At 72.0% G+C, this 22,930-nt stretch carries 23 protein-coding genes; 9 read left to right on the forward strand and 14 right to left on the reverse strand.

All coding sequences use genetic code 11. The features are described 5' to 3' along the window. The first annotated feature begins 2 nt into the window (after positions 1 to 2). Complete coding sequence (hemG, locus tag QSK36_RS02510) at positions 3 to 1,433, forward strand: protoporphyrinogen oxidase (RefSeq protein WP_285781181.1); 1,431 nt, start codon at positions 3 to 5, stop codon at positions 1,431 to 1,433. Positions 1,434 to 1,511: 78 nt separating this feature from the next. Then, a complete protein-coding gene (gene hemQ / locus QSK36_RS02515) occupies positions 1,512 to 2,222 on the forward strand; it encodes a hydrogen peroxide-dependent heme synthase (protein ID WP_167538716.1) in 711 nt (236 codons plus the stop codon). Here the strand turns inward: hemQ and QSK36_RS02520 are convergent. The 3 genes from QSK36_RS02520 to QSK36_RS02530 all read right to left on the reverse strand — a co-directional run bounded on the left by QSK36_RS02520 (position 2,194) and on the right by QSK36_RS02530 (position 5,442). Further along, positions 2,194 to 2,829: a hypothetical protein gene (locus QSK36_RS02520; protein WP_285781182.1), complete on the reverse strand. Its 636-nt coding sequence runs from the start codon at positions 2,827 to 2,829 to the stop codon at positions 2,194 to 2,196. The two genes, hemQ and QSK36_RS02520, sit on opposite strands and share 29 nt — an antisense overlap. Before the next feature lie 127 nt (positions 2,830 to 2,956). Then, positions 2,957 to 3,610, reverse strand: coding sequence for a response regulator transcription factor (locus QSK36_RS02525; RefSeq protein WP_285781183.1), 654 nt, complete (start codon positions 3,608 to 3,610; stop codon positions 2,957 to 2,959). Next, the gene (locus QSK36_RS02530) at positions 3,595 to 5,442 is read right to left on the reverse strand and encodes a sensor histidine kinase (protein WP_285781184.1); all 1,848 of its coding nucleotides are present in this window, start codon (positions 5,440 to 5,442) and stop codon (positions 3,595 to 3,597) included. The genes QSK36_RS02525 and QSK36_RS02530 overlap by 16 nt, the downstream gene beginning before the upstream one ends. Before the next feature lie 144 nt (positions 5,443 to 5,586). Here QSK36_RS02530 and QSK36_RS02535 point away from each other — a divergent pair, with 144 nt between their 5' ends. Further along, positions 5,587 to 6,180, forward strand: a complete 594-nt coding sequence (locus QSK36_RS02535) for a hypothetical protein (protein ID WP_285781185.1) — start codon at positions 5,587 to 5,589, stop codon at positions 6,178 to 6,180. 3 nt (positions 6,181 to 6,183) lie between these two features. Here the strand turns inward: QSK36_RS02535 and msrB are convergent, their stop codons facing one another. Continuing rightward, positions 6,184 to 6,585, reverse strand: a complete 402-nt coding sequence (gene msrB, locus QSK36_RS02540) for a peptide-methionine (R)-S-oxide reductase MsrB (RefSeq protein WP_183536355.1) — start codon at positions 6,583 to 6,585, stop codon at positions 6,184 to 6,186. Positions 6,586 to 6,995: 410 nt separating this feature from the next. On the opposite strand from msrB, the gene ligD reads away from it, so the two are divergent. Together ligD and QSK36_RS02550 are read left to right on the forward strand one after the other, a co-directional pair. After that, positions 6,996 to 7,991 (forward strand): non-homologous end-joining DNA ligase, encoded by a 996-nt coding sequence (gene ligD / locus QSK36_RS02545; RefSeq protein ID WP_285781186.1) that lies wholly within the window; start codon positions 6,996 to 6,998, stop codon positions 7,989 to 7,991. A 489-nt stretch (positions 7,992 to 8,480) separates the two neighbouring features. After that, a complete protein-coding gene (locus QSK36_RS02550) occupies positions 8,481 to 8,768 on the forward strand; it encodes a hypothetical protein (RefSeq protein ID WP_183536359.1) in 288 nt (95 codons plus the stop codon). Positions 8,769 to 8,915: 147 nt separating this feature from the next. On the opposite strand, the gene QSK36_RS02555 is transcribed toward QSK36_RS02550, so the two are convergent. Next, on the reverse strand, positions 8,916 to 9,179 hold the full coding sequence (locus QSK36_RS02555; protein ID WP_183536361.1) for a trypco2 family protein: 264 nt from the start codon (positions 9,177 to 9,179) through the stop codon (positions 8,916 to 8,918). 154 nt (positions 9,180 to 9,333) lie between these two features. Here QSK36_RS02555 and QSK36_RS02560 point away from each other — a divergent pair, with 154 nt between their 5' ends. Further along, positions 9,334 to 9,699, forward strand: a complete 366-nt coding sequence (locus tag QSK36_RS02560; protein ID WP_183536363.1) for a DUF2267 domain-containing protein — start codon at positions 9,334 to 9,336, stop codon at positions 9,697 to 9,699. A gap of 23 nt (positions 9,700 to 9,722) precedes the next feature. Here QSK36_RS02560 and gad read toward each other — a convergent pair whose 3' ends face one another. From gad to QSK36_RS02575, 3 genes are all read right to left on the reverse strand, one after another. Next, positions 9,723 to 11,135: a glutamate decarboxylase gene (gad, locus tag QSK36_RS02565; RefSeq protein ID WP_183536365.1), complete on the reverse strand. Its 1,413-nt coding sequence runs from the start codon at positions 11,133 to 11,135 to the stop codon at positions 9,723 to 9,725. 92 nt (positions 11,136 to 11,227) lie between these two features. After that, a complete protein-coding gene (locus QSK36_RS02570; protein WP_183536367.1) occupies positions 11,228 to 12,064 on the reverse strand; it encodes a class II glutamine amidotransferase in 837 nt (278 codons plus the stop codon). A gap of 455 nt (positions 12,065 to 12,519) precedes the next feature. After that, positions 12,520 to 13,098 (reverse strand): DsbA family protein, encoded by a 579-nt coding sequence (locus QSK36_RS02575; RefSeq protein WP_183536369.1) that lies wholly within the window; start codon positions 13,096 to 13,098, stop codon positions 12,520 to 12,522. A gap of 221 nt (positions 13,099 to 13,319) precedes the next feature. Between QSK36_RS02575 and QSK36_RS02580 the strand changes: the two genes are divergently transcribed. Continuing rightward, positions 13,320 to 14,099: a DUF2267 domain-containing protein gene (locus tag QSK36_RS02580; protein ID WP_285781187.1), complete on the forward strand. Its 780-nt coding sequence runs from the start codon at positions 13,320 to 13,322 to the stop codon at positions 14,097 to 14,099. Positions 14,100 to 14,114: 15 nt separating this feature from the next. On the opposite strand, the gene QSK36_RS02585 is transcribed toward QSK36_RS02580, so the two are convergent. After that, positions 14,115 to 14,981: a tyrosinase family protein gene (locus tag QSK36_RS02585; RefSeq protein WP_285781188.1), complete on the reverse strand. Its 867-nt coding sequence runs from the start codon at positions 14,979 to 14,981 to the stop codon at positions 14,115 to 14,117. Positions 14,982 to 15,292: 311 nt separating this feature from the next. Between QSK36_RS02585 and QSK36_RS02590 the strand changes: the two genes are divergently transcribed. Beyond that, a complete protein-coding gene (locus tag QSK36_RS02590; RefSeq protein WP_285781189.1) occupies positions 15,293 to 16,030 on the forward strand; it encodes a pyrimidine reductase family protein in 738 nt (245 codons plus the stop codon). Next, on the forward strand, positions 16,014 to 17,123 hold the full coding sequence (locus tag QSK36_RS02595) for an ATP-dependent DNA ligase (RefSeq protein WP_285781190.1): 1,110 nt from the start codon (positions 16,014 to 16,016) through the stop codon (positions 17,121 to 17,123). Before QSK36_RS02590 ends, QSK36_RS02595 begins: the two co-directional genes overlap by 17 nt. A gap of 28 nt (positions 17,124 to 17,151) precedes the next feature. On the opposite strand, the gene QSK36_RS02600 is transcribed toward QSK36_RS02595, so the two are convergent. The 5 genes from QSK36_RS02600 to QSK36_RS02620 all read right to left on the reverse strand — a co-directional run bounded on the left by QSK36_RS02600 (position 17,152) and on the right by QSK36_RS02620 (position 22,888). Continuing rightward, positions 17,152 to 17,457, reverse strand: a complete 306-nt coding sequence (locus QSK36_RS02600; protein WP_139574704.1) for an AzlD domain-containing protein — start codon at positions 17,455 to 17,457, stop codon at positions 17,152 to 17,154. Continuing rightward, positions 17,454 to 18,332 (reverse strand): AzlC family ABC transporter permease, encoded by an 879-nt coding sequence (locus QSK36_RS02605; RefSeq protein WP_285781191.1) that lies wholly within the window; start codon positions 18,330 to 18,332, stop codon positions 17,454 to 17,456. The genes QSK36_RS02600 and QSK36_RS02605 overlap by 4 nt, the downstream gene beginning before the upstream one ends. 152 nt (positions 18,333 to 18,484) lie before the next feature. Beyond that, the gene (gene glgX, locus QSK36_RS02610; protein ID WP_285781192.1) at positions 18,485 to 20,605 is read right to left on the reverse strand and encodes a glycogen debranching protein GlgX; all 2,121 of its coding nucleotides are present in this window, start codon (positions 20,603 to 20,605) and stop codon (positions 18,485 to 18,487) included. Positions 20,606 to 20,719: 114 nt separating this feature from the next. Beyond that, positions 20,720 to 21,148: an OsmC family protein gene (locus tag QSK36_RS02615; RefSeq protein ID WP_079314144.1), complete on the reverse strand. Its 429-nt coding sequence runs from the start codon at positions 21,146 to 21,148 to the stop codon at positions 20,720 to 20,722. Positions 21,149 to 21,241: 93 nt separating this feature from the next. Next, entirely contained in the window at positions 21,242 to 22,888 is a 1,647-nt protein-coding gene (locus QSK36_RS02620) for an isovaleryl-CoA dehydrogenase (RefSeq protein WP_183536381.1), read from the reverse strand. Between the last annotated feature and the right edge of the window lie 42 nt (positions 22,889 to 22,930).

Here is a 22,930-nt window from a genome sequence, read left to right on the forward strand (position 1 = left end):
CCATGGACGGGATTGCGGGTCGTCATGTGGTCGTCGTCGGCGGGGGCGTCGCGGGTCTGGCCGCGGCGCTGCACCTGAACCGGGCCGACGCCGGCCTGCGGGTCACGGTGCTGGAGGCGGCGCCGAGAGTCGGCGGCAAGCTGCACGCCTCGCAGGTGGCGGGGGTGGAGGTCGACGCGGGCGCCGAGTCGATGCTGGCGCGGCGGCCCGAGGGCAAGGAACTGGCCCGGCTGGCCGGCCTCGGCGACGACCTGGTGGACCCCGGCACGACCCGGGCCTCCGTCCTGTCGCGCGGGTCGCTGCGCCCGCTGCCCCGGCAGCAGGTGATGGGCGTCCCCTCGGACGTGGTCGCCCTCGCGCGCTCGGGCGTCCTGTCGCCGGCCGGACTCGCCCGGGTGCCCCTCGACCAGTTCCTGCCGCCCACGCTCGTGACCGGAGACGTCTCCGTGGCGGCGTACATCCGGGCCCGGATGGGGAGCGAGGTCGTCGACCGGCTGGTCGAGCCGCTGCTCGGCGGCGTCTACGCGGGCCGGGCCGACATGCTGTCGCTGGACGCGACCATGCCGCGGATCGCCGCCGTCGCCCGCACCGAGCGGTCGCTGCTGCAGGCGGCCAGGAGCATCACCGCGGAGGCCCCCGCGGACGCCGGGCCGGTCTTCACCACGCTCAGGAACGGCCTGGGCGCGCTGCCCGCCGCGGTGGCCAAGGAGTCGGGCGCGCAGATCCGCACCGGCGTCACCGTGCGCGACCTGATCCGCACGCCGGACGGCTGGCGGCTGGTCACCGGTCCCACCAGGGACGAGGAGGTGATCGACGCCGACGCCGTCGTCCTGGCGGTCCCCGCGCGGCCCGCCTCCCGCCTGCTCGGGCGCGAGGTGCCGAAGGCGGCGGCGGAACTGGCCGCGATCGAGTACGCCAGCATGGCGATCGTCACCCTCGCCTATCCCAGGACGGCCTTCCCCGAGCCGCCGGAGGGCAGCGGCTACCTCGTGCCGCCGGTCGAGGGCAGGCCGGTCAAGGCCGCGACGTTCAGCAGCGTCAAATGGCCCCATCTGGCCGAGGCCGACCGCAACGTCATGATCGTACGATGCTCGGTCGGCCGCTTGGGCGAGGAACTCGTGCTCCAGCGCGACGACGCCGAACTGACGGCCCTGGCGATGAACGAGATGGCCGAGGTCATGGGCGTGCGGGGCCTGCCGCTGGACACCCGGGTGACCCGCTGGGGCGGCGCGCTCCCGCAGTACGAGGTGGGCCACCTCGACCGGATCGCCCGCGTGCGCGCCGCGATCGCCGGGCAGCCCGGCCTCGCCGTCTGCGGCGCCGCGTACGAGGGAGTCGGCATCCCGGCCTGCGTCGCGACCGCCCGCACCGCCGCCAAGCTCGTCCTCGAGCATCTGCGGGACGCCCACGGCGCACCGTCATCCGAAGCCTGACCGGCCGCGTGGGCGCCGGCCGCCGACGCGCCTGATCGGCGGCACCCGGCGGCCGGACCACCACCCCCTACCGGCAGAATGGGAGGCATGACGGAGCCTGCCCCGCGGCCCAAGGCGCGCGATCTCAACCTGGTCATCCGCTACACGATGTGGTCGGTCTTCCGGCTGCGCGACCAGCTTCCCGCCGCCCGCGAGGGCGTGGCCGACGAGGTCGAGGAACTGCTCGCGCAGGCGGCGGGCAAGGACGTGACGACCCGAGGCTGCTACGACGTGGCCGGGTTCCGCGCCGACGCCGACTTCATGTTCTGGTGGCACGCCTCCTCGCCCGAGGACCTGCAGGAGACCTACACCCGCTTCCGCCGCACCGCCCTCGGACGCGCGAGCGAGCCGGTCTGGTCGGCCATGGCCCTGCACCGTCCCGCCGAGTTCAACAAGTCCCACATCCCGGCCTTCCTCGCCGAGGAGGAGCCCAGGGGCTTCGTCTGCGTCTATCCCTTCGTCCGGTCCCTGGAGTGGTACCTGCTGGAGGACTCCGAGCGGCGCAGGATGCTCGCCGAGCACGGCATGATGGCGCGCGAGTACCCCGACGTGCGGTCCAACACGGTCGCCTGCTTCGCGCTGAACGACTACGAGTGGATGCTGGCCTTCGAAGCCGACGAGCTGCACCGCATCGTCGACCTGATGCGCCACCTGCGCGGAGCCGAGGCGAGGCGGCACACCAGGATCGAGATCCCCTTCTACACGGGCACCCGCAAGCCGGTCAGCGAGCTCGTCGCCGCGCTGCCCTAGCCATCGACCAGCCCAGGACGGCCCAGGTCAGGGCCTCGACCAGGGGACCGGCCTGGCCGAGCGCCATCGTCAGCGGCAGCGTCGCCGGGAGGGCGACGGCGACGGCGCGGGGAACCAGCGCGGAGCGGAAGGCCGCGACCGCCAGCGGGACCAGGCCGGCCAGCCACAGCACGATCCCCGGGGCGTACAGCGCGCCGAGCGGGTCCGGCGGGTTCGTGGCGAGGACGAAGGTGGCGGTCACCGGGATCGCGACGACCGCATGGCCGAGGCCGTACAGCAGGGCCCCGGCGTCGCCGATCCGCCCCCAGCCCCGCGCCCGGCCGTGGACGCGGCGCAGGGCCAGGACGGCCGCGACCGCCGCCGTCAGATAGAGGGCGTAGGCGCCCTCGCAGACGTAGTCGCCCACCGAGGCGAACGGCACCGTCTGCATGTGCAGGATCTGCGTCACGCCGAGCGTCAGCGCCGCCGCCGCGGCGACGGCCGGCGCGGCGGTGACGGGATTCCGGCGACCCGGGGCGCGCGTGCCGGCCGGGTCGTCCGTGCCCCCGGCCCGATCGTCAGGGGTGGTGTGGCCGGCGGGAGCGCCGGGCGACGCGGTGGCGTCCATGAGTTTCTCCTCCGGAGGGTGCTGTCGTTGCCCGTCCAGATTCGTGCCGCGACGATCCCGGCCGGAGGAGCCGATGTTCCCGCCTGCCCGGGAACGCCTCCCGCACCCACGGGACGCCCGGACGCGCTCAGCCCGTGGCGAGTCCCGCGGCGCGGGCGGCGGCGACCGCCTCCGCCCGGTCGCGTACGCCGAGCTTGACCAGGACGCCGGAGACGGTGTTGGCCACGGTCTTCGCGCTGAGGCCCAGGCGCGCCGCGATCGCCTGGTTGCCCAGGCCCGACGCGACGAGTCCGAGGATCTCGTACTCCCGGTCGGTGAGCGCGGGGAACGGCCGGGGGGAGACGCGGGGCGGCGCGTGCAGCAGCTTGATCACGGACTCGGCCGCGCCGGTCCCGAAGACGGCCTGGCCCCGGGCCGCCGCGCGCACCGCGGCGACCACGTCCTCCTGGGCGGCGTTCTTGAGCAGGTAGCCCCTGGCCCCCGCGCGGACGGCCGCCAGCAGCGACAGGTCGTCGTCCGACATCGTGAGCATGACCACGCTCGGCGGCCGTGGCCCCGCCGCCAGCCGCCGGGTCGCCTCGATGCCGTCCATGTTCGGCATCGCGATGTCCATCAGCACGACGTCGGGGGAGTGCTCGCGGACGGCCGCGAGCGCCCGCAGGCCGTCCTCGGCCACCGCGACGACCTCGATGCCCTCCACGGTCGACATCAGCGCCCCGAGCCCGTCGCGGACCACCGGGTGATCGTCGACGACGAGCAGCCTGATCACAGGGGAATCCACGCGGTCACCACCGTTCCGCCGCCGCGGGCGGCTTCGATCGTCAGCCTTCCGTCCAGTTCCTCCACCCGCTCCCGCATCGAGGTCAGCCCGACTCCCGGGACGGCCTCCGGCCCGAGTCCCCGCCCGTCGTCGCTCACGCTCAGCTCGAACCCGTCCGCGACCCGGCCCAGCCGTACGGCGCAGCGGCGGGGCCCGCCGTGGCGCACCGCGTTGGTCAGCGCCTCGCGGGCCACCAGATAGGCCGTGACCTCCACGGCGGCAGGCAGGCCGCTCGCATCCGCGGCCGTTATCTCGATCTCCACCCCGCCGTCGCCCAGCGTGGCGGCGGTGTGCTCGACGGCCCCGGCCAGGCCGAGCTGGGCCAGCTCGGGCGGCCGCAGCCCCCGCACCAGGCGGCGTACCCCCGCCCCCGCCTCGGCCACCTGGGTCCTGATCTGGGTCAGCAGGCCGCGCGCCCGCTCCGGGTCGGCCTTCACCGCGTTGCCCGCGGCGTCCACCGTGAAGCCGATGCCCGCGAGGAAGGCGCCCAGCCCGTCGTGCAGGTCCCTGCTGATCCGCCGCCGCTCCTCCTCCCTGGCCGTGACCAGCAGCGTCCGCGAGCGTTGCAGCGCCGCGGCGCGGTGGGCGGCGGCGAGCGCGGCACCGGCGTGCGACGCGAGCGGGGCGAGCACCCGTGCGTCGCCTCCCGACGATCCGAGAGTGCCGAGGACCTCGTCCTGGAAGCGCAGCGGCACCGACACGCCGAGCGGGGCGGGCGTTCCCCGCTCGACGACCTTCAGCGGCTCGCCGGGCGCGCCCAGCTCGGCCCGCACGTAGGGGGCCCGGGTCGCCTCGGCCACGGCGTCGGCGACGGCGGCGAGGATCTCCCCGGGCTCCGAGGTCGCGGCCAGGCGGGCACCCAGCCGGGCGTGCACGGCCTCGGGGTCTGCCCCGCCGCCGTACATGATGCGGCCGGAGGCCCTGCGCAGCCAGCGGTGCAGCGGCTCGACGACGACCGCCACGGCCGCCGCGGCGGCGACGTGCGCCCCGGTGAGCCCGGTCACCGTGAAGTACAGCAGGGCCAGCGCCCCGGTCAGCAGCCCCAGGGTCAGCACGCGGCGCAGCCACGGCCCGGTCCCGTACAGGTCGTGGCGGAGCATCGCCACGCCGACACAGGCCGGCAGGGCCAGGATGAACGGCACGCCGGCGGCGGGCAGCCGGGTGACGGCCGGCAGGAAGACCCCCGCCACGAACGCGGTAGCGCCGAGGCAGATCCACAGCAGCTGGGTGCGCTGCTCGCCCTGCGCCCTGGCCGTGCGGACGACGAGCCCGGCCGCGCAGGCGAGCGAGGTCGCGGCGAGGATGACGACGACCACCGGCAGCGCGTCCCGCACGGGAGCCAGGGCCTCGACCGCGAACGGCCGGTCAGCGCCCTCCGGCACCAGTGCGGCCACGACCGTGAACGCCGCGGTGGCGGCCACTCCTGCCGCCGCCACCGGCCGCCAGGCCCGCCCGGGCAGGCGGCCGTCCGGCACGAGCGGCAGCAGGACGCCGCACACGGTCAGCAGCGCGGGGGCCCAGGTCCACGTGCCTGCCCAGGCGGCCCACCGGGCGCCGGGAAGGCCGGGCCGGAGGGAGTAGGAGTCGGCGAAGTAGGCGACCGCGCCGAGGACGGTCACGAGGCAGCAGGGACCGACGGCACCGCCCCTGCGATGGGCCACCAGATAGGCGCCGAGCGGGGTGAAACCGAGCGCGACCGCCGCGTCCACCGGGTCGGCGCCGCCCAGCGCACCGCCGGCCGCGACCAGGACGCAGGCCAGCCCGAACACGAGCCAGGACATGACGGCCGGCACGCACCCTCCCTGTGAACGGCGGGGAAACAGGACCCGTTCAGAAAGGACATTGTGGCGGATCTTGCGCGAAGCGTCGGAAACGGTCTTGGCGGCTCGAAGTCTTTGCCATACTGTGACGAAGAATCGACGTCCATGTGAGGCAGAGTGGCAAGCGGGCTGGCACGTTCCAGGGGGCGCCGTCGCAAGAGGCGGGCCCGTTCGCACGTCGTCGAGGTGTCCCTGGGGGTGGCCGCCTTCGCCGTCGGAGCCGTCGCGATCGCCTGGCCGCTGTCGCGTTCCGACGCGGCGCCCGGGCATGTGGTCGCCGCGCCCACGCCGCAGGCCTCCCCGGCCGGCGAGCTGACCGTCGCCAGCGTCGACACCGGGAAGAAGGCGACCACCAAGCGGGACAAGAAGGCGGCCGAGGAGAAGGCGTCGGGACCGTCGAGGTACACCGACACCAAGGCGGAGGCCTACTTCCGCAGCAGGTGGAAGGACAAGACCGCCAAGCGGGTCAAGGACATCCGCACCGAGGGCGGCTACCTGCGCATCTACACGAACCTCCCGGAGAACGCCGACAACTCCAAGGCCGCGATCACCCTGTGCAAGCGCGGCCTGGAGTACCTGGCCGAGCGGGGGGAGGCGAACCCCGTGGTGTTCGTCCAGTCCAGGTTCGGCGAGAACGGCAACCCCGTCCTCGCCAACGTCCTCGGCCCGAGCGACGACGACTGCCGGGTCACCTACCCCAAGCCGAAGTAGGCCTCACCCGCCCGGCTGCAGGGTCAGGCAGACGGAGTTGATGCAGTACCGGTCGTCGGTCGGCGTGGGGTAGCCCTCGCCGTGGAACACGTGCCCGAGGTGCGAGTCGCAGCGGGCGCAGCGGACCTCCACCCGGCGCATGCCGAGCGAGTCGTCCTCGCGCAGGGTCACGGTGTCCGACTCGGACGGCTCGTAGAACGACGGCCAGCCGCAGTGCGACTCGAACTTGGCCTCCGACCGGAACAGCTCCGCCCCGCAGGCGCGGCAGGAGTAGACGCCGACGGTCTTGGTGTCGACGTACTCGCCGCTGAACGGGCGCTCGGTCCCTGCCTGCCGGAGGACCCGGTACTCCTCGGGGGAAAGCTGCGCGCGCCACTCGGCGTCGCTCTTGATGACCTTCTCCATGCTCACCACCCTGCCTTCGGCGGCCCCTCGCGGGGATTACGAACTGAGGAACTCCGGAGAGGCCCGGGATCTTCCCCGCACGTGTTCGCGGGTCGAGGCATCCTTTCCCGGGTCTTCCGGCGTCTTCACAGACGAGGGGGTTGATCGCCGTCACCCGCGCGGGGGCGGTCACCCGCACCGCCGTCAGGGCGGCGAAGCACCCGACCCGTGCTGGACGCCGCCGGACGGTGAGAGGAGGCCGCCCGCGGGCGGCCGCCGTGGTCCGTCCCGTCGCGTGCGGCGCCGTCCGAACGCGAGCGCGCCGTACGCGACCACGAGCCTGCGCCGGGAGGGCGCGGCCGTGGGAGCGCCCGGTCCGGCCGCCGTCGGCAGCCCGGGACGGACCCCCTCATCCGGGTAGGGTCACCTCCATGGCTTCGCCGTACATCGAGATAGAGGTGGGTGACCGCACGGTCAAGGTCACCAATCCTGACAAGGTCTACTTCCCGGAGATCGGCGCCACCAAGCGCGACCTGGTGGAGTACTACGTGACCGTGGGGGACGGCGTGCTGCGCGCTCTGCGGGAGCGGCCGACCTACCTCAAGCGGCACCCCGACGGCGTCGGCACCGAGGCGATCTACCAGAAGCGGATGCCCCGGCATCCCGACTGGATCGAGACCGTCACCGTGCGCTTCCCGAGCGGGCGCACGGCCGACGCGTTCTGCCCGACCGAGGTGGCGGCCATCGCCTGGTGCGCCAACCTCGGCACGATCGACTTCCACCCGTGGCACGCCCGCCGCGCCGACCTCGACCACCCCGACGAACTGCGCATCGACATCGACCCGCAGCCCGGCACCTCGTTCGAGCAGGCCCGTACGGTGGCCTTCACGGTCAAGGAGATCCTCGACGAGCTGGGCATGACGGGCTTCCCCAAGACCTCGGGCAGTCGCGGCATCCACGTGAACGTGCGCATCGAGCCCCGCTGGACCTTCACCGAGGTGCGGTACGCCGCGATCGCTCTCGCCCGCGAGGTCGAGCGGCGCTCGGACCTCGCGACGAGCGCCTGGTGGAAGGAGGAGCGGGGGGAGAAGGTCTTCATCGACTACAACCAGAACGCCCGCGACCGCACGGTGGTGGCCGCCTACTCGGTCCGCGCCCGGCCGGACGCCCGGGTCTCCGCTCCCGTGACCTGGGAGGAACTGGCCGGCTGCGACCCGCGCGACTTCGACATCACGACGATGCCGGAGCGGTTCGCCAGGCTGGGCGACGTGCAGCGGGCGATCGACGACCGGGCCCACGACATCGGCACGCTGCTGGAGTGGTACGACGCCGACGACCGGGGCGACATGCCGTACCCGCCGAACTACCCGAAGATGCCCGGCGAGCCGAGGCGCGTCCAGCCCAGCAAGGCGAGGCCGTCCAGCTGATCGTGACTGGCCGGGTGACGATTTTGTCCGCCTGTCTCTGCTCTTGATCGGCTCTTGCATTCCCGCCCGGTGTCCCTGGAGACGGGTGCGGGGATGGTCCTGGCGAGCGCTCGCCGACGGGGGAGCGGGCGCTCGTCCCCGGGCAAGACCGCGCACGGACGAACCTGGAACACCCGAAGAGCCTCGCCCTCATACCGCTGCAGAGGGCGGGGCCGTTGTGCACAAGACCGAGCGGGGGGAGACATCCGGATGTGCCTGAGCTGCGGCTGCGGCGAGCCTGACGACGACCACGGGAATCCCGACCACATCACCTGGACGGATCTGCGGAAGGCCTCCAGGGCTGCGGACATCAGCCCGGCGCAGGCCGCCGACAACATCAGGTCCGGGATGGAAGCCCTCGGCACGCCGCCTTCCTGACGCCGCGCCGTTCTCCCCTGGCTGGAACAGCTGGAAGCCGCCGCTAGACCGATATGTATGGAGAGTGACCAAGTGACGACACCGGTCAAGAGGATCACGATGTCCAAGCCGTTCTGCGCCCTCGCGGGCGTCGGCCCGTACGCCCTCGCCAAGGCCGGCGAGGTGTACGAGGACATGGCCGTCCGCGGCCGCAGGATCGTGAGCAGGATGAGCCGGGAGGCCGCGCAGGAGTTCGAGGAGACCGCGCACGAGCTGGAGGACCTCTCCAGGTCCGCTCGCCAGCAGGAGAGGCAGGAGCGGGAGAGGGAGACCGTCGGTACGGCGACGGGCCGGAGCCGCACCACGACTACCAGGGCGTAATGTGCGTCCTGCGGCGGTCCCGCCCTCTTTTCTGGAGGGTGGGACCGCACTTGCGGGAAGGCGCGCGGTCGCCTGGTGAAGCGTCCGTCGCAGGGATGGATGTCGCCGCACCGGCCTGGCGCTTCTCTATCCCCGCCGGCCGGGCTCTCAGCCGTGAGGCTCGAAGACGGGGGTCATCGGGAAGGTGATGCGGTGGGTGTCACCGCCCTTCGAACCGCCTGCCTCGACCACTTCGAGCACCGGTTCGCCGTCCTCGCTGTTACGGGTGATCTGAACCAGGATCTCCACCTCGACCGTGCCGACGCTGAACCGCATCTCCTCGCCCAGGACCTCAGCCCTGATGCGCGCCTTGCCGATCTCACCTCGGATCACGTCTATCGCGTCAGCCAGCGAGAGTGCCTCGTGTGCCATCTGTCCCTCCCCGCGTCGCCCTTGTGAACGGCCGACCTCGGTGTCATTCCCGCTCAAAAGCCAGGGGTGCCGGAACCTCGGTGTGCATCGCTCCAAGCTTCTGGGTGTCCGCCGGCTCCGTGTCGGGCGGACGCCGAGGGGGAATGGAGCCAGTGTGGAGCACAGGGACTTCTTCGGCAGGGTGGCCGAGCGCAGCGGCCTGTCGCGTGAGGAGGCGGCGGATCTGAGCCGCGCGACACTGGAGATCCTGGGAGACCGGCTCAGCGCCACGGAGGCTCAGCATCTCGCGCTCGAACTTCCGGAGCCTCTCCGGGAGTCGATCCACGTCGGTGATCCGATCCAGCGGTTCGGTTTCCGCGAGTTCGTCTCGCGGATCAGCAAACGCACAGGGCTGACCGCGGAGGAGACGAGGGCAGGGATCCGGGCCGTCCTGCTGACGCTGCGGGACGCTGTTCCGGACGAGACCTTCGACCATGCCATATCGCAGCTGCCCGCCGAGTTCCAGCAGGCCGCGGAGTAAGCCGTACGGCCGGGGCTGGTGCGTCAATGGTGGAAGCTCGTCCCCTCCTCTGGGCCGAACATGGGCCCTGGCTGCTTGCGCAGCCACGGCAACAGGTCCCGGAGGTCGTCGACCAGCCGGTCGGCCAGGTCCAGCGAGAACCCGTTGCGGCACACCACCCGCAGCACCTGCAGATCCTGCCGGTTGGGCGGGAAGGTGTAGGCCGGCACCAGCCAGCCCCACTCCCGGAGCCGTCGCGAGACGTCGTAGACGTTGAACCGGGTGACGTCGTCGGTGGTGGTGAAGGCGAACACCGGCAGCTGGTCGCCACATGTGAGGAGCCGGAAGCAGCCGAGCCCCTCGATCTGCCGGGCGAGGTGCGTCGCCACCTCCCGCAGGGCGCCCTGCACCTGGCGGAAGCCCTCGTGACCGAGCCGCAGGAAGTTGTAGTACTGGGCGACGACCTGCGATCCGGGCCGGGAGAAGTTGAGCGTGAACGTCGCCACGTCACCGCCGAGATAGTTCACGTGCTCCACCAGATCCTCGGGGAGCGCCTCCCGGTCCCGCCAGAGGACCCATCCGAGTCCCGGGTAGACCATCCCGTACTTGTGACCCGAGACGTTGATGGAGGCGACCCTTGGAAGGCGGAAGTCCCACACCAGGTCCGGCTCGAGGAAGGGGGCGATCATCCCTCCCGACGCGGCGTCCACGTGCACGGGCACGGACCATCCCGTACGTTCCTCGAGAGCGTCGAGTGCCGCGCAGATGTCGGCGACCGGCTCGTAGCTTCCGTCCATCGTGGAGCCCAGGACGGTGACGACGCCGATGGTGTTCTCGTCGCAGTGCCCAGCGGCCTCTTCTGCACCCAGGTGGAACCGGTCGCCCTCCATCGGGACCAGGCGGGGCTCCACTTCCCAGTAATTGCAGAACTTCTTCCAGCACACCTGGATGTTGACGCCCATCACCAGGTTGGGACGCGCCCCGGATGCGTAGCGGTCGGCGTTGCGGTGCACCCAGCGGCGTTTGAGCGCCATCCCGCCGAGCATGCACGCCTCGCTGGATCCGACGGTGGAGGTCCCGAGTGACGCGTCGGGGTCGGGGGCGTTCCACAGGTGGCGGAGCATCGGGATGCAGCGCTGCTCCAGCTCGGCCGTCGCGGGATACTCGTCCCTGTCGACGAGGTTCCTGTCGGCGGTGTCGCCCATCAGCGCGTGCGCCTCCGGCTCCATCCAGGTGCTGACGAAGGTGGCCAGGTTCAGCCGCGGGTTCCCGTCCAGCATCAGCTCGTCACGGATGAGCCGTGACACGGCGGAGGGCGCTATGGGCCCCTCGGGAAGCCGGTGCCGCGGCGGCACCGCCGTGATTCCGGAGGCGGGGTCGGTCACCCCGAACAGCGGATTGACCCATACGGGCCGTTGCCTGGCCCGCCTGTTCTCCTGTGACGTCACCCCGTCCATACTCCCCTCCGGCCGGTCCTCTGAGTGAGTCTGGCAGGCGGCGGCTACAGGCCGGGCAGAAGGCGACTAAAGACGCAGTATGGGCACTTCTGTTATTTAGGCGGCTTTGGGGTGAAAGGGTGCATTTCGAACATGCCGGGTTTGACGACGGTGTACGTCGACTCCGGCACCTCCACCCACAGTCCGGGCAGGTCGCGCAAGGGTTCGGACACGACGACCCGTGCCTCGTCGGAGATCTCGAGGGGTTCGAACACCTCCGGATGCAGCTTCCGGAGGCTCTGCGTGTTGGTGCTGTGAAAGAGCGACCGCGAGTGGCGCTCGGTGGAGTATCGGAAGGACCACAGCCGGTCGCCGTTGGATGACGCCAGGGACATCTGGACCGGGTGTTCCACATCGTGTCTCCAGCCCGTCCGCTCCACGAGACCCGCCATCCGCTCCACCGCTCCCGGCGGGTCCTCCTGCAGCCCCAGCGTGAGCGCCAGGAAGAACATCACCTCCGAGTCGGTGGACCCCTCGATCGACGGGTACAGCTCCGGGGCGATGGCCATGACGAGGTCCCGTTTGAGGCGGCTGAACTCGGAGATCACGCCGTTATGCATCCACATCCAGGCGCCGTAGCGGAACGGGTGGCAGTTCGTCTGCTGTATCGCCGTCCCAGAAGACGCGCGCACATGCGCCATGAACAGCGGTGACCGGACATGGCGGGCGAGTTCGCGAAGGTTGCGGTCGCCCCAGGCGGGCTTGGTGTCCTTGAACACCGCGGGCAACACGCCGTCGTCACCGTAGTAGCCGACGCCGAACCCGTCGCCGTTCACCGTCTCAGCGCCGTACCTGGCGTGGAGGCTCTGGTCGATCAGTGAGTGCTCCGGCTCGTAGATCAGCTTCTCCATGGCGATCGGAGAACCGGTATAGGCCAGCCAGCGGCACATATGTCCTGTCTACCCATGACCCGGCGGACGGAACTCTCGGATGAACGCCAGGCAGGATCGCGTCCTTGACGGGAACGCCGCCGACCAGTTCGAGCGTGCAGACGCCGCACCTCGGCGCGTCCGAGGGCGTCAACCCCGGGCGACTCGGCGGCCGTCACATCAGCTCGTCCAGCATCCCGTGCAGGTGGGCCGCGCATCCGCCAGGTTTCCCTGGCCGAGGACCGGGACCTCCTCGCCGGACGGAAGCTTGGTTGTACGCACGGCGACCTCCCAGGTCGACTACCAGCCGGCCTACGCACCCGGGCCGGGAGACGGCGTGCAGAGGATTGAGCGTGCTGCGCGGGGACCTCGGCCCCGATCCCTTGGATCTCCTCGACGCCGCGCTCGGCCGTGTGATCGGCGTTCACGCGCACAGCCGGCCGACCGGCTGGTTCCGCCCAGCCGCCCGGACGAGGTCAGCGCGCCGCGGCGGCCACGGCGGAGGTGATGGTCCGGAGGTTCGCCGGCACCGGGACGTCCTCGACGAGGACGGTCGGCGTGCCGCTGACCCCCCGCTCCATCGCCATTGCCGTGACGTACGCGGCCCAGTCGAGGTAGGTGTGGGCGTGCACGCACCTGCCGAAGGCGGGGCCGTCGAGCCCCACCAGCCGGCCGATCTCGGCGAGCTCGTCGTCCGTCAAGCCCGGCCCGCCCTCCGGCGGCTGGTTGGCGAACAACGCCTCGGCGTACTCCACGAACGCCCCTCCGTCCGAGGCGCAGCCGGACGAAGCGGACGCGCGCGAGGAGTAGGCGTTGGCCGACAGTTCGTCGAGGAAGGCCATCGGATGGTAGACGACGGTGGCGAGCCCGTCGTCCACCATGGCGTGCAGCGTCGGTCCCGCGGTCTCCTCGAACCGCCGGCAGAACGGGCACAGGAAATCGACGTAGACGTCGATCGTCACCGGGCCCGCGCCCACGACGATGCCGTCTCCGCTCGTGGAGGCCCCGGCAGGTATGTGCCGCGGCACCGATGCTCTGCGTGCGTGCATGGTCATGAGGTCCTCCCGCAACCGGCTCGGCCGACTGCGGTTCCTACCCCCGCGGAGCAGTCCACGGCTACGGAAGGCCCATTTTTGGGAAAACCCCCTGTCGGTGGTTGGCCGGGCGCCCGCTGCGCAGGGCCAGGAGCCGCCGCCGGCGACGGATGGCTGGCCCGGTTGACGGGTAGCTGACCACGAGAGGCGAAAGCATGCGGTGTCGACGCGAGGGCGCGCCCGTGGAATACGAAGAGTTCCTCGAAATCGTGAGCCGGCAGACGGGCCTGGACGCCGAGGGCGCCCAGCGCGCCATCCGGGCGACGCTGGAGACGCTCGCTCGACGGTTGTCGAAGGGCGAGAGCCGGGATCTCCTCCGGCAGTTGCCCGCTGAGCTGAAGCCGTGGATCTACACGGAGGCGGGCTCCGAGGCCTTCGACGTCGACGAGTTCCTTCGGCACGTGGCCGAGCGGGAACAGGTGGAGGACATCGAGGAGGCGGAACGGCACGCACGAGCCGTCTTCTGGGCCCTGGGCGCCGCCCTGGACGCCAAGGAGGTGGCAAACCTCGCGGCCGACCTGCCGGAGGACTTCGATCCTCTGGTGGCGGAGGCGCAGCGGCGGCAGGTGCGGGTCATGCCGGCTTCGGAGTTCCTGACCAGGGTCGCGCGGCGGACCGGGCTCGACGCCGGGGGCGCCGAACGCGCCACCGCGGCCGTGCTGGAGACGCTGGCGGAGCGCATCGCCGCAGGCGAGGTGCGAGACCTCATCCGCGAACTGCCGGTCCGGCTGCACCCGCCACTGAGGCGGGGTACGGCCGACCGTACCGGTACGGCCAAGCGGATGCCGCTGGAGGAGTTCCTGCGCCGGGTGGCGGAGCGTGAGGGCGTCCCCGTCGACCGGGCGAGGGAGCACGCCGCCGCCGTGTTCGCCACGCTGCGCGAGGCCGTCACGACCAAGGAGTTCTTCGATGTGACCGTCCAGCTGCCCGACGAGTACTGGACCCTCATCCCCGGCCCGTAGGCCACGGGCCCGGTGTCAGCGCGTACGCGGCCACACGCCGTCGTAGCGGTAGCCCAGCTTCTCGACGTCCAGGACGTTCGCGACCGGGTCGCCGTATCGGGGCAGGCGGCTCTCCTCGGTGACGTCTCCGTACGCCGACCGGACCGGAGCCTCGGGATGACGTGAGCGCCACATGTGCCACAGCAGGTCGCCGAAGCAGGCGACGACCCAGTACAGGGGGTCGTTCGGGGCGGCGGACTGGGCCAGGTCCCCTCCGATGCCCATCTGCACCGCGCCGATGTGGATCTCCAGCTGCATGTTGAACACCTGGAAGTCCGGATTTTTCAGCATGTTCGCGATGAGATCGGGCGAGGCCCATGGGGGAATCTTCCCGCCGTCGGCGTACGAACGCCGGAGCGGATGAACCCGCGGGACTTTGGCGGTCCACCCGGCGAACGCGCCGTCGAGCACGGCCTGATCGTGCTTCGTGCTGCCGTTTCCCCCGAAATACGCCTTCGACAGCACCGCCGAGCGCTCCGGCGCCCGGCCGTCGCGGGGCCAGTCCCAGTACGGCACGGACACGGCCGGATCGATGCGCTGGAGCTCCCGCTCGAAGTGCAGGAGATATCTGCGCTGCCACGGCAGGAAGAAGCCGTTGGCGTGGGTGGCCGCGAAGCCGTCCGCGTAGGTCTTGACCAGCGCGTCGTAGGTCCCCCGCGCCTTCAGCGCGCGCACCGCCCGGACGAACGCCTCCCACTGCTCCTTGGTCATGTCGCGGACCCGCCTGCGGGCCGGTGGCAGGGCCGGGTCCGCGTGCGCCGCCGTCCCGCGCACCCCGAACGCGATCGCCGCCGTGCCCCACACCGCCGATGCCAGCAGCTCCCGCCTGCTCGGCCCGCCCATATATCCGCCCCCCGAATATCACCGGATTCCGTGGCCTGTTCCGATCGGCGGAAAGATTAGAACGGCGAAGCCGCCGGAGTGCTGGATTTGGCGCCGTGTCGGCCATGAGACGGGCCGGCCGTGGCCGTGGCGGCAGGGAACGGTGACGGCAGAGAACGGTGGCGGCAGAGAACGGTGACGGCAGGGAACGGTGCGGTGGTGGGGCCGCGGCGGCGGGCGAGGCGGGCGGCGTCGCGGCGGAGAAGGCGGCACGGGGGCGTCGCGGGGGCGTCGCGGCGGTGTTGTCGGTGCGGTGTGCCACTGTAGGAAGCGTGCGCCGCATCCACCCCTACGCCGAGGACGAGCCGGACATCCCCGCCGCCTACGCCTACCCGCGAAACCACTGGTTGCGCCTCAACATGGTGGCCAGCGCCGACGGCGCGGCCTGGGTCGAGGGCCACTCGGAGGGCCTGTCCGGCCCGGCCGACAAGCGGATCTTCGGACTGCTGCGCGGCCTGGCCGACGTGGTGCTGGCCGGGGCCGCCACCGTCCGCACCGAGGGATACCGCCCGGCCCGCCCGCGCGAGTCGTGGCGGGCCCTGCGGGAGGGCAGGCCCCCGGCGCCGCCCATCGCCGTCGTCACCCGCCGCCTCGACCTCGACCTCGGCAGCTCGCTGTTCACCGAGGCGGAGCCGTACGCCCGGACGATCGTGATCACGACGGAGTCGGCGCCGAAGGACCGCCGCGAGGAGGCGGCCGCGAGGGCCGATCTGATCGTCGCGGGCGATGAGCGGGTCGATCTCGCGACGGCCGTGAGCGAGCTGCGCGACCGGGGCCTCGGCCGCGTCCTGTGCGAGGGCGGCCCCCGGGTGAACGCGCAGCTGGCCGCCGCCGGCCTCGTCGACGAGCTGGCGCTGACCGTGAGCCCGCTGCTGGCCGGCGGCGACGCGGCGCGCATACTGGACGGCGTCGCATCGCGCACGCCGCTGACCCTCGCCCAGGTGCTCGAAGAGGACGGCTTCCTCTTCTGCCGATACATCAGGGAGGCGCAGGATGAAGCTTCCGGTTGAGCCGCAGATCCCCGACCTGGACCTGCCGGTCGTGCCGCCGGTCGCGCCGATGCTCGCCAAGGCCGTCAAGGGGCTGCCGAAGCAGGACGGCTCGCTCTACTACGAGCCGAAGTGGGACGGCTTCCGCTGCATCGTCTTCCGCGACGGCGACGAGGTCTTCCTGGGCAGCAGGAACGAGCGGCCCTTCACGCGCTACTTCCCCGAGCTGGTCGAGGCCGTCAGGCGGGAGCTGCCGCCCAAGTGCGTCGTGGACGGCGAGATCGTGCTGATCAGGGGACAGTCGCTCGACTTCGACGCGTTGCAGCAGCGCATCCATCCCGCGCAGTCCCGGGTGCGGCTGCTGGCCGAGAACACGCCCGCGTCCTTCGTCGCCTTCGACCTGCTCGCCACCGGGACGGAGGACCTCATGGAGGCGCCGTTCTCGGAGCGGAGGGCCCGGCTGGAGGAGGTGCTGGCGGGCGCGGGCCGGTCCGTACGGCTCACGCCGGTCACGCAGGACGAGAGCCGGGCCGCCGAGTGGTTCGACGCGTTCGAGGGCGCCGGTCTGGACGGCATCGTCGTCAAGCCGGGCGACCAGCCGTACACGCCGGACAAGCGGGTGATGTTCAAGGTCAAGCACGAGCGGACGGCCGACTGCGTGGTGGCGGGCTACCGCGAGCACAAGTCGGGGCCGGTCGTCGGCTCTCTGCTGCTCGGGCTCTACTCGCCGGACGGCCGCCTGCACCACGTGGGCGTCGCCGCGTCGTTCCCGATGAAGCGGCGTGAGGAACTCGTCGAGGAGCTCGCGCCCTACCGGGTGGAGGACCTGAGCGAGCATCCGTGGGGACACTGGGCCGAGGTCGCGGCGGGCGGCGCCGAGGGCCAGCGCCTGCCCGGCGCCGTGTCGCGGTGGAACGCCAAGAAGGATCTGTCGTTCATCCCGCTGCGGCCGGAGCAGGTGGTCGAGGTGGCCTACGACCACATGGAGGGCGACCGGTTCCGTCACACGGCCCAGTTCCGCCGCTGGCGCCCGGACCGGACCCCGGCGTCCTGCACCTACGAACAGCTCGAACGTCCGGTGAGCTACGACCTCGACAAGATCCTCGCCCGCTGACCGGCCGGGCCGCCAGCCTGCCTGACCGTCAGCCGGCCAGCGCGCGGACGGCGGCGGTGACGACGACGGCGACCGCGACGATCACCAGGAACGGCGCGCGCAGCAGCAACGCGACGGCCGCCGCGGCGAGCCCGGCGGCCCTGGCGTCGACGACGAGCGTGCGGCCGTCGGCGAAGGTCTGCAGGGCGATCAGCGCGGCCAGCGCCGCGATCGGCACCAGGGCGGCCAGCTTGCGGACGAGCGGCCGCTCCAGCACCGCCGCCGGCACCGAAAGACCGAGCAGCTTCACGGCGTAGCATCCGGCCGCCGTGACGACGATCGCGACCCAGATCATCGGCGTCCTCCTCGGGGCGAGCGGCGGGCGAGCAGCCGTGACGCGGCCAGCACCGCGGGCGCGGCGAGCACGGCCACCAGCACCGGCACGCCCGCGGGCACGAGCGGCACGCAGGCGAGGGCGAGCACGACGGCCAGCACCGCCACCGCCGCCTCCTCGCGCCGGACGAGCGCCCGGACGAGCGTCCGGACGAGCGGGGCCCGGGCCGGCGGTGTGCCGGGCGGCGCCGCCTGCGGGCGGGCCGCGTCATCGGCCGGTTCCGGAGAAGTCGCAGGAGCGGCAGGGGGAGCGGTGGCGGGCGCGGAGGAGGAACGGGCCCGGAGCATGGGGAGGAGCAGGGCGAGGAAGACGGCCGGGCCGGCGGCGTCGAGCCCCCAGGCCGCCGGATCGCCGAGCGCGGAGGCGCCCAGCGCGCCCAGGAACGTGGTGATGTTCCATCCGGCGTACAGGCTGACCCCGGTGATCGTGAACCCGAGCCGGGCGAGGCGCCGGCCGGGCTGGGCCAGGGCCACGGCGGAGGTCTCGTCGATCACCCACTGCGCGGCGAGCGGGCGGACCGATTTGGGGAGCCCGAGCAACTGCGACAGCCGCAGCCCGTAGAAGGCGTTCCGGGCGCCGAGCAGCAGCGCCCCGGCCGCGGCGGCGAGCGGGTTCCCGCCGGTGCCGAGCGTGCCCACCAGCGCGAACTGGGACGCTCCGGTGAACACGAACAGCGACAGCACGCAGGTCTGGACGACGGTCATCCCCGCACCCGCCGAGGTGACGCCGAACGCGAAGCCCGACAGGCCCACGGCCGTGCCGACCCCGAGAGCGTCCCGCACGACCGCCGCCCGGGGCTTCGGCGGCAGGCCGGCCTGCACTGGTGTCGTGGTCACCCGCCCGAGAGTAACGAAGTGTGCAGGAATGTCCCCTATGGGGGTAAGCGGCCGAGTTTGCGACACCGACCCCTACGGCACGCAGGCCCGCCGGGGTCGTGCCCGGCCGCGACCCGGCCTCCCGGCGGGCCCGGGGCGGCGGCGGGGACGGCTCAGCCGCCGGCGCAGACCAGGACCCGCATGGACCGGTCGGCGAGGCAGACCTTGGCCCCGGCGGGCAGGGTCTCCTCGGCGTACGGGTCGTCGCGGACGTCCTCGTCGGCGGTGTCGAGGACGGGACGCCAGGCGGCCCCCAACTCCGGGCCGGGGAGGGCGAACGTCAGGTTCTCGTGGTGCGCGTTGATCAGCAGCAGGAAGGTCTCGTCGCTGATCCGCTCGCCGCGCGGGCCGGGCTCGCTGATCGCGTCGCCGTTGACGTACACCGCCAGCGACTTCGCGTAGCCCGTGTGCCAGTCGCCGTCGGTCATCTCCGCGCCGGACGGCGTGAGCCAGATGACGTCCCTGCTGCCGTCACCGACCGCGCGGCCCTGGAAGAACCGGCGCCGCCGGAAGACGGGATGCGCCCGCCGTAACGCGGCCAGGCGGCGGACGAAGTCGAGCAGGTCGCCCTCCTGCCGGATCAGCGACCAGTCGATCCAGGAGGTGTCGTTGTCCTGGCAGTAGGCGTTGTTGTTGCCGTGCTGGGTGCGGCCGAACTCGTCGCCCGCCAGCAGCATCGGCACGCCCTGGGACACGAACAGCGTGGTGAGGAGGTTGCGCCGCTGCCGGCGGCGCAGCCGTACGATGCCGGGATCCTCCACCGGGCCCTCGGCGCCGCAGTTCCAGGAGCGGTTGTCGTCCGTGCCGTCGCGGTTGCCCTCGCCGTTGGCCTCGTTGTGCTTGTGGTCGTACGACACGAGATCGGTGAGGGTGAACCCGTCGTGGGCGGTCACGAAGTTGATCGAGGCGACCGGGCGGCGGCCGCTGCTGGCGTACAGGTCGCTCGACCCGGCCAGGCGCGAGGCGAACTCGGGCAGCGCCTGGGAGGCCCCGCGCCAGAAGTCCCGCACGGAGTCGCGGTACTTTCCGTTCCATTCGGTCCACAGCGGCGGGAAGTTCCCGACCTGGTAGCCGCCGGGGCCGACGTCCCACGGTTCGGCGATCAGCTTGACCTGCGAGATCACCGGGTCCTGCTGGATGAGGTCGAAGAACGCGCTCAGCCGGTCGACGTCGTGGAGCTCCCGGGCCAGCGCGGCGGCGAGGTCGAAGCGGAAGCCGTCCACGTGCATGTCGAGCACCCAGTAGCGCAGCGAGTCCATGATCAGCTGAAGCGCGTGGGGCGAGCGGACGTTCAGCGAGTTGCCGCACCCGGTGTAGTCGAGGTAGTAGCGGCGGTCCTCCTCGTGCAGGCGGTAGTAGGCGACGTTGTCGATGCCCCGGAAGCCCAGCGTGGGGCCCATGTGGTCACCCTCGGCGGTGTGGTTGTAGACGACGTCGAGGATCACCTCGATGCCCGCCTCGTGCAGGGCGCGCACCATCGCCTTGAACTCCTGGACCTGCTCGCCGCGCTGCCCTGAGCTGGCGTACGTGTTGTGCGGCGCCATGTAGGCGATCGTGTTGTAGCCCCAGTAGTTGGTCAGCCCTCGGGCGACCAGGAAGTGCTCCGGCACGAACTGGTGGACGGGCATGAGCTCGACCGCCGTCACGCCGATCGACTGGAGGTGGTCGAGCACCGCCGGGTGCGAGAGCCCCGCGTAGGTGCCCCGCTGCCGCTCGGGGACGGCGGGATGGCGCATGGTCAGGCCGCGCACGTGCGCCTCGTAGATCACCGTCTCGTGATAGGGCGTGCGGGGCGACCGGTCGTTGCCCCACTCGAAGAACGGGTTCACGACCACGTTCTTCGGCATGTACGGCGCGGAGTCCTCGGTGTTGAGCCGCGCGGGGTCGGCGAAGTGGTAGGAGAACAGCGACTCGTTCCACCGCACCGAGCCCTCGATCGCCTTGGCGTAGGGGTCGAGCAGCAGCTTGGACGGATTGCACCGGTGCCCGTGGTCGGGCCGGTAGGGCCCGTGCACGCGGAAGCCGTACCGCTGGCCGGGCATGATCCCCGGCACGTAGCCATGCCAGACGAACCCGTCGACCTCGGGCAGGTCGACGCGGGTCTCTCCGCCTCTGTCGTCGTACAGGCACAGCTCGACCCGCTCGGCCGCCTCCGAGAACACCGAGAAGTTGGTGCCCACACCATCCCAGGTGGCGCCGAGCGGGTAGGGCTCTCCAGGCCAAACCTCGCGCATGTAACCTCATTCTCCACTGCCGGGGCGAATCGTGCACCCGCGACGACCCCTGCTCTCGCCCGGGAACGCGGGAGCCCCCACCGGATCGAGTCCGGCGGGGGCTCCCGCTGGTGCTCAGCCGACGAGTTCGGCGTTCAGGGTGATCGTCGTGCCGGCGAGCGCCTTGCTCACCGGGCAGTTCGCCTTGGCCGTCTCGGCGGCCTGCTGGAAGTCCTCGGCCGAGATGCCGGGCACCTGCCCGCGGACGGAGATCACGATGCCGGTGATGCCCTCACCCGGCTGGAAGGTCACATCCGCCCGGGTCTCCAGCGACTGCGGCGGCGTGCCCGCCTTGGCCAGGCCGTTGGACAGGGCCATCGAGAAGCACGAGGAGTGGGCGGCGGCGATCAGCTCCTCCGGGCTCGTCTTGCCGTTGGCCTCCTCCGCCCGCGAGGGCCAGGAGACGTCGAAGGTGCCGACCCCGGAGGAGTCGAGCGAAACGGTGCCCGAACCGTCGAGCAGCGCGCCCTTCCACTGCGTCGTCGCGGTACGAGTGGTCGCCATGGCGACTTCCCTTCACTTAGCGAGTCTTAATCCGTCAGCAGCGACCTTAACGCCGTCGCCGACGCGATGGGCTCACCGGCATGGCCGGTCGGCTCACGCCGGCGCCGCGCGGTCGAGGATCGCCTCCAGGTCGAGGCCGGAGGGCAGCGTGCCGAAGGCGCGCCCCCAGTCGCCGGACAGGCGCGACGCGCAGAACGCGTCGGCCACCGCGGCGGGGGCGTACCGCACGAGCAGGGACGCCTGCAGGACCAGCGTCATCTCCTCGGCCACCCGGCGCGCGTCGGCCTCTCCCGCCGAGGCGAGCCTCTTCAGCACCCGCTCGGCCGCGTCGGCGACCCTCCTGTCCTGGGCCAGCGCCACCTCGGCGAAGAACGCCTCGACCGCCTCCGGCTCCCTGGCCATCACGCGCATCAGGTCGAGGGCGGCCACGTTGCCCGAGCCCTCCCAGATGCCGTTCAGCGGCGACTCCCGGAACAGCCGGGGCATCTGCGACTCCTCGACGTACCCGTTGCCGCCGAGGCACTCCAGCGCCTCGGCCGCGTGGACCGGCGCCCGCTTGCACACCCAGTATTTGCCGGCGGCGAGGGCGGCCCGGCGGAACAGGCCCTCGGCCGCGTCACCCCCGATCGCCCGGTCGGTCGCCCCGGCCAGGCGCGTCATGAGCGTGGTCGCCGCCTCCGACTCCAGCGCCAGGTCGGCGAGCACCGAGCGCATCAGCGGCTGCTCGGCGAGCGCCCGGCCGAACGCCCTGCGGTGGCGGGTGTGGTGGAGCGCCTGCGTCAGGCCGTACCGCATGCCGGAGGCCGAGCCGATCACGCAGTCGAGCCTGGTCATGTTCACCATCTCGATGATCGTCCGGACGCCCCGGCCCTCCTCGCCGACCAGGTAGGCCACGGCGCCCTCGTACTCGACCTCGGCCGAGGCGTTCGACCGGTTGCCGAGCTTGTCCTTCAGCCGCATCAGGCGTATCGCGTTGCGGGTGCCGTCGGGCAGCACGCGGGGGAGCAGGAAGCACGACAGCCCGCCCGGGGCCTGGGCGAGCACCAGGAACACATCGCACATCGGGGCGGAGTTGAACCACTTGTGGCCGGTCAGCGCGAAGCTCCCGTCGCCCAGCGGCTCGGCCCTGGTGCTGTTGGCCCGCACGTCGGAGCCGCCCTGCTTCTCGGTCATGGCCATCCCGGCCAGCACGCCGCGCTTGTCCCGCGGCGGGCGCAGCCCGAAGTCGTACGTACGGGAGGCCAGCAGCGGTTCCCACTCCGCCCGCAGCGACGGCGAGTGCCGCAGCGCGGCCACGGCGGCGTACGTCATGGAGATCGGGCAGCCGTGCCCGGCCTCGACCTGCGACCAGGTGAAGAACTTGGCGGCCCTGGCGACGTGCGCACCCGGCCGGGCCGACGTCCAGGGCGCGGCGTGCGCGCCGCTCTCGACCGCGACCGTCATGAGCTCGTGCCAGGCCGGGTGGAACTCGACTTCGTCGATCCTGTTGCCGTACCGGTCGTGGGTGCGCAGCACGGGCGGGTGCTCGTTGGCCAGCCGCCCCCACTCCTGCGCCTTCGCAGAACCGGCCAGCAGGCCGAGCTGGCGCAGTTCCCCGGTCGCCCAGTCCGCCCCCTCCCTGGCGAGCCCCTCCAGCAGCGCCGGGTCGGCCGAGACGTCGTGGCCGGTCAGCGGGGGCACCTGGTTGGTCACGTCGTGGGTCACTGGGTCCTCCTGTGGTCGATGCCGGGAATCGTCCATACCGGGACGTCCAACATGCCGGGACTCCATCTCAACATCTCG

This window comes from Microbispora sp. NBRC 16548, from assembly GCF_030268985.1.
In the GTDB taxonomy this organism is placed as follows: Bacteria; Actinomycetota; Actinomycetes; order Streptosporangiales; family Streptosporangiaceae; genus Microbispora; species Microbispora catharanthi.